The organism is Burkholderia sp. LMG 13014 (genome assembly GCF_905232215.1).
Taxonomy (GTDB): domain Bacteria; phylum Pseudomonadota; class Gammaproteobacteria; order Burkholderiales; family Burkholderiaceae; genus Burkholderia.
The window spans coordinates 1-4,724 of record NZ_CAJNKE010000465.1 but is presented as its reverse complement, the minus strand read 5'-3'; the positions used below and the strand labels follow the sequence as shown (position 1 = coordinate 4,724).

Below are 4,724 nucleotides of genomic sequence, written 5' to 3'. Positions count from 1 at the left end.
ACGCTGAACGGCGGGCGCCACCGTTCGCAGACACGGCGGCGCCCGGTGCGGCGGTGGCGCGCATTCGCCCGCTCGCCAGCCAGACCGTTAGTTGCACACCGCCTTCCGGCGACCAGCGGCGGCAATCGGGCACTGCTCGCGCGAATGCGTGAAGCCAACCTGCTTGCCCCCCCATTTCCCGCTCACCAGGCACCCGCACGCCCACCTTGCCTTTTTCGCGTTTTGTTTAGTATTTTTAGTAACGGCGTTTTCGCAGATTAGCGCTTAAAAACCGGGAATTCGCGGGTATTCCCCGGCTATCAGGCCCGAATTCCGCGAGAAGTTTTACTATACAATCGCTTTCACCCTAAACAAACCGGACCCCGAACGAACGATGGGTACGACCATTCGCGATGTGGCGCGGGCGGCAGAGGTCTCGATCGGCACCGTCTCCCGCGCGCTGAAAAACCAGCCGGGCCTGTCCGAAGCCACGCGTGCGCGCATCGTCGAGATCGCGCAACAGCTCGGCTACGATCCCGCGCAGCTGCGGCCGCGCATCCGCCGGCTCACCTTCCTGCTGCATCGCCAGCACAACCGCTTTCCGGCCAGCCCGTTCTTCTCGCACGTGCTGCACGGCGTCGAGGATGCGTGCCGCGAGCGCGGCATCGTGCCGACGCTGCTCACGGTCGGGCCGAACGACGACGTGCTGCGCCAGATGCGCCCGCACGCGCCCGATGCGATCGCGGTGGCCGGCTTCATCGAGCCGGAGACGATCGAGGCGCTCGCCGCGACCGGCCGGCCGCTCGTGCTGATCGACCTGTGGGCGCCCGGGCTGCGCTCGGTCAACATCGACAATGCAACAGGCGCGGCGCTCGCGATGCGCCACCTGCTCGCCACCGGCCGCACGCGGATCGCGTTCATCGGCGGCTCGCCCGCGCACTACAGCATCGCGCAGCGTGCGATCGGCTACCGGCGCGCGTTCTTCGAGGCCGGGCGGCTGTTCGATCCCGCATACGAAGTGACGATCGACGCGGGGCTCGATCCCGACACGGGCGCCGCGCGGGCGATGGAGCAGTTGCTCGACGCACCGGGCCCGCGCCCGGAAGCCGTGTTCGCGTACAACGATGCGGCCGCGCTCGCCGCGCAGCGCGTCTGCATCGCGCGCGGGCTGCGCATTCCCGACGACATCGCGATCGTCGGCTTCGACAACATCCCGGCCGCCGCGCACGCGAACCCGCCGCTCACGACGCTCGCGGTCGACAAGGAGGCGCTCGGCCGCCGCGGCGTCGAGCTGCTGCTCGCGGAAGCGCCCGAGCGCACCGAGATTTCCCTGCCCGTCGAGCTGATCGTGCGGGCCAGCAGCCAGCCCGCCGGCTCCCCGGCACTCGATACCGCCACGGTCACCGAATCATCATGAACATGCCCCCGGTCCAACCCTGCACGGCCGCGCCGGCCGCCCACACGCAAGCCGCGCCGTTCGTCGCGAGTTTCCGCGACCCGTCGTTCCTGCTGTCGCACATCGAGGACACGCTGCGCTTCTACGCGACGAACGCGTTCGACCCGACGGGCGGCTTCTACCACTACTTCCGCGACGACGGCAGCATCTACAACCGCACGTCGCGCCACCTCGTCAGCAGCTGCCGGTTCGTCTTCAACTATGCGATGGCGTACCGGCATTTCGGCGATCCGCGTCACCTGGAATACGCGCGCCACGGGCTGCGCTTCCTGCGCGACGCGCACTGGGACGACGAGCTGCAGGGCTACGACTGGGAACTCGACTGGCGCGACGGCGCGAAGCGCTCGACGCTCGACGGCACGCGCCACTGCTACGGGCTCGCGTTCGTGCTGCTCGCGGCCGCGCACGCGACGATGGCCGGCATCGACGAGGCCCGCCCGCTGATCGCGGCGACCTACGAGCTCGCCGAGCACCGCTTCTGGGATGCGGCCGCGGGCCTCTACGCGGACGACGCGACGCCGAACTGGATCGTGTCGTCGTACCGCGGCCAGAACGCCAACATGCACATGACGGAGGCGCTGCTCGCCGCGTATGAGGCGACCGGCCACCTCACGTACCTCGATCGGGCGGAGAAGCTCGCGTCCCACGTCACGCAGCGCCAGGCCGCGCTGTCGGGCGGGCTCGTGTGGGAGCACTACCATGCGGACTGGTCGGTCGACTGGGACTACAACAAGGAAGACAGCTCGAACATCTTCCGTCCGTGGGGCTTCCAGCCCGGGCACCAGACGGAATGGGCGAAGCTGCTGCTGATCCTCGAGCGGCACCGCCCGCTCGACTGGCTCGTGCCGCGCGCGGCCGAGCTGTTCGACGCCGCGCTCACGCACGCGTGGGACGCCGATCACGGCGGCCTGTACTACGGCTTCGGCCCCGACTTCACGATCTGCGACCACAACAAGTATTTCTGGGTGCAGGCGGAAACCTTCGCGGCGGCCGCGATGCTCGGCGCGCGCACCGGCAGCGAGCGCTTCTGGGACTGGTACGACGAGATCTGGCGCTATAGCTGGGCGCACTTCGTCGATCACCGCTACGGCGCGTGGTACCGCATCCTCACCTGCGACAACCGCAAGTACAGCGACGAGAAGAGCCCGGCCGGCAAGACCGACTATCACACGATGGGCGCGTGCTACGACGTGCTCGCCACCCTCGCCCGCGAGCAGCGCAGCGAGCCGACGCAATGAGTGGCGGCACGTTTCCGGCTTTCGTGTCGGCGGGCGACATCCTGACCGACATGGTGCGCGCGGGCGACGCGCAATGGACATCGGTGCCGGGCGGCGCCGGCTGGAACGTCGCGCGCGCGTTCGCGCGGCTCGGCGTGCCCAGCGCGCTCGCCGGCGCGATCGGCGAGGACTGCTTCTCCGACGTGCTGTGGCACACGAGCGAAGCAGCCGGGCTCGACCTGCGCTTCCTGCAGCGCGTCGTACGGCCGCCGCTGCTCGCGATCGTCCACGAGACCCGCCCGCCCGCGTACTTCTTCATCGGCGAAGCGAGCGCCGACCTCGCGTTCGATCCGGCGCGGCTGCCGGCCGGCTGGACCGACCACGTGCAATGGGCGCATTTCGGCTGCATCAGCCTCGTGCGCGAACCGCTCGCCGGCACGCTGGCCGCGCTCGCGGCCGACCTGCATGCGCGCGGCGTGAAGATCAGCTTCGACCCGAACGTCCGGAACCTGATGACGGCCGCGTACCGGCCGACGCTCGCGAAGATGGCCGCGCTCGCCGACCTGATCAAGGTGTCCGACGAGGACCTGCGGCACCTGTTCGGCGGCGACGGCCCCGACGCGATCGCCGCGGTGCGCGCGCTGAACCCGCGCGCGGCCGTGCTCGTCACGCGCGGCGCGCAGGCGGCGACGCTCTACGCGGACGGCGACGTGCATGAAGCCAGCCCGCCGCGCGTCGAGGTGGCCGACACCGTCGGTGCGGGCGACGCGTCGATCGGCGGCATGCTGTTCAGCCTGATGGCGGCGCCGCAGCGATCGTGGCGCGAGCATCTCGTGTTCGCGCTGGCGGCGGGCGCCGCGGCGTGCCGGCATACGGGCGCGCATGCGCCGACGCTCGACGAGGTCGTCGCGCTGATCGAACGATGACGGGAAGGACGGTGACCGGGCACCGCGACCGGCCCCCGTTCGGTCACCGATAAGCCACGCTGTACATGCTGCGCCGCAGTGCTACGATGAAGTGTCCTTTTGCGGGAGAGCACGATGGACACCAACACGTTCACGAAGGGCATCTACACGGCCAAGGCGCATACCCAGCATGCGGGCAACGGGCAGTTCCAGGGTTACGTGATCCTCGCGCGGGACGACGGGGACGAGACCGAGAACATGCGCTACGACGTCCACTCGACGAGCCCCAGCGAGGAGGAAGCGTTCGACGAGGCGAAGGCGCTCGCGCACCGGATCCTCGGCGAAATCGAGTTGTAACGCGCCGCCATTCAGGCGCGGCTCAGAGCAGCCGCGCCACCATCGATAGCAGCATCGTCAGCACCAGCGTCGACATGAACGGGAACGGGTAGCGCCGCCCGCCGAGCGTCAGCGTGACGTCGCCCGGCATCCGCCCGATGCCGAGCTTGCCGAGCCACGGCCAGCAGCGCGTCAGGATCATCACCGCGACGAACGACGTCATCAGCCAGCGCAACATGTCGGCTCCCGTCAGAGTGCGTGCGAGCGGTCGCCGCGCGCGAACGCGTCGAGCGTGCCGTCGATGCCGCGCGAGAACGCGATCACCTTGAACAGCTCGCCCATCTCGGCTTCGGAGATCAGCTTCTGCACCGCGTTCGCGGCCGGCAGGAATGCACGGATGTCCGACGGATCGATCGCGGCCAGCGCGTCGGTGATGCCCGCGTTCAGCAGGAAGCGCGCCTGCGACGTGTAGCCGAGCAGGTCGGCGCCGGTCGCGACGGCCGCGTCGTAGATGCCGGTGAATTCGACGTGCGCGGTGATGTCCTGCAGCCCCGGGTACAGGAACGGATCGTCGTGCGCATGGTGGCGGTAGTGGCACATCAGCGTGCCGCGGTCGCGCTGCGGGTGGTAGTACTCGTGCGCGGGAAAGCCGTAGTCGACCAGCAGCACGGCGCCGCGGCCGAGCATCGTGCAGACGGTGCGCGTGAACGCCAGCGCGGCCTCGTGGGTCTCGGTCACGTAGCCGTCGTGCGCATCGCCCAGCCCCGCGAGCACCGGCGGCAGGCCGGCCGGCGCGGCCGGACGGTCCTCGAACACGAACGCCCGCTGCGC

6 protein-coding genes are annotated in these 4,724 nt (G+C 69.6%); 4 read left to right on the top strand and 2 right to left on the bottom strand.

Features of this window, described 5'->3' with window-relative positions:
- The first annotated feature begins 373 nt into the window (after positions 1 to 373).
- The 4 genes from JYJ84_RS28755 (at position 374) to JYJ84_RS28740 (ending at position 3,914) form a co-directional block, all read left to right on the top strand.
- A complete protein-coding gene (locus JYJ84_RS28755; protein WP_122946424.1) occupies positions 374 to 1,396 on the top strand; it encodes a LacI family DNA-binding transcriptional regulator in 1,023 nt (340 codons plus the stop codon).
- A complete protein-coding gene (locus JYJ84_RS28750; protein WP_175222450.1) occupies positions 1,393 to 2,673 on the top strand; it encodes an AGE family epimerase/isomerase in 1,281 nt (426 codons plus the stop codon). Before JYJ84_RS28755 ends, JYJ84_RS28750 begins: the two co-directional genes overlap by 4 nt.
- Positions 2,670 to 3,578 carry a carbohydrate kinase gene (locus JYJ84_RS28745; RefSeq protein ID WP_205189781.1) on the top strand — a complete coding sequence of 303 codons (909 nt, stop codon included), beginning with the start codon at positions 2,670 to 2,672 and terminating at the stop codon, positions 3,576 to 3,578. The genes JYJ84_RS28750 and JYJ84_RS28745 overlap by 4 nt, the downstream gene beginning before the upstream one ends.
- A 114-nt stretch (positions 3,579 to 3,692) precedes the next feature.
- On the top strand, positions 3,693 to 3,914 hold the full coding sequence (locus JYJ84_RS28740; RefSeq protein ID WP_096508285.1) for a hypothetical protein: 222 nt from the start codon (positions 3,693 to 3,695) through the stop codon (positions 3,912 to 3,914).
- Between the two features lie 22 nt (positions 3,915 to 3,936).
- Here JYJ84_RS28740 and JYJ84_RS28735 read toward each other — a convergent pair whose 3' ends face one another.
- Both JYJ84_RS28735 and JYJ84_RS28730 read right to left on the bottom strand, forming a co-directional pair.
- Positions 3,937 to 4,131, bottom strand: coding sequence for a DUF2905 domain-containing protein (locus JYJ84_RS28735; RefSeq protein WP_039355363.1), 195 nt, complete (start codon positions 4,129 to 4,131; stop codon positions 3,937 to 3,939).
- An 11-nt stretch (positions 4,132 to 4,142) separates the two neighbouring features.
- Positions 4,143 to 4,724 (bottom strand): SAM-dependent methyltransferase (locus tag JYJ84_RS28730; protein WP_205189780.1); only part of this gene is annotated, 582 nt, incomplete at its 5' end.

Coding starts and splice junctions, on each gene's coding strand:
- JYJ84_RS28755 (WP_122946424.1), top strand. CDS start 374: ATGGGTACGACCATTCGCGATGTGGCGCGGGCGGCAGAGGTCTCGATC.
- JYJ84_RS28750 (WP_175222450.1), top strand. CDS start 1,393: ATGAACATGCCCCCGGTCCAACCCTGCACGGCCGCGCCGGCCGCCCAC.
- JYJ84_RS28745 (WP_205189781.1), top strand. CDS start 2,670: ATGAGTGGCGGCACGTTTCCGGCTTTCGTGTCGGCGGGCGACATCCTG.
- JYJ84_RS28740 (WP_096508285.1), top strand. CDS start 3,693: ATGGACACCAACACGTTCACGAAGGGCATCTACACGGCCAAGGCGCAT.
- JYJ84_RS28735 (WP_039355363.1), bottom strand. CDS start 4,131: ATGTTGCGCTGGCTGATGACGTCGTTCGTCGCGGTGATGATCCTGACG.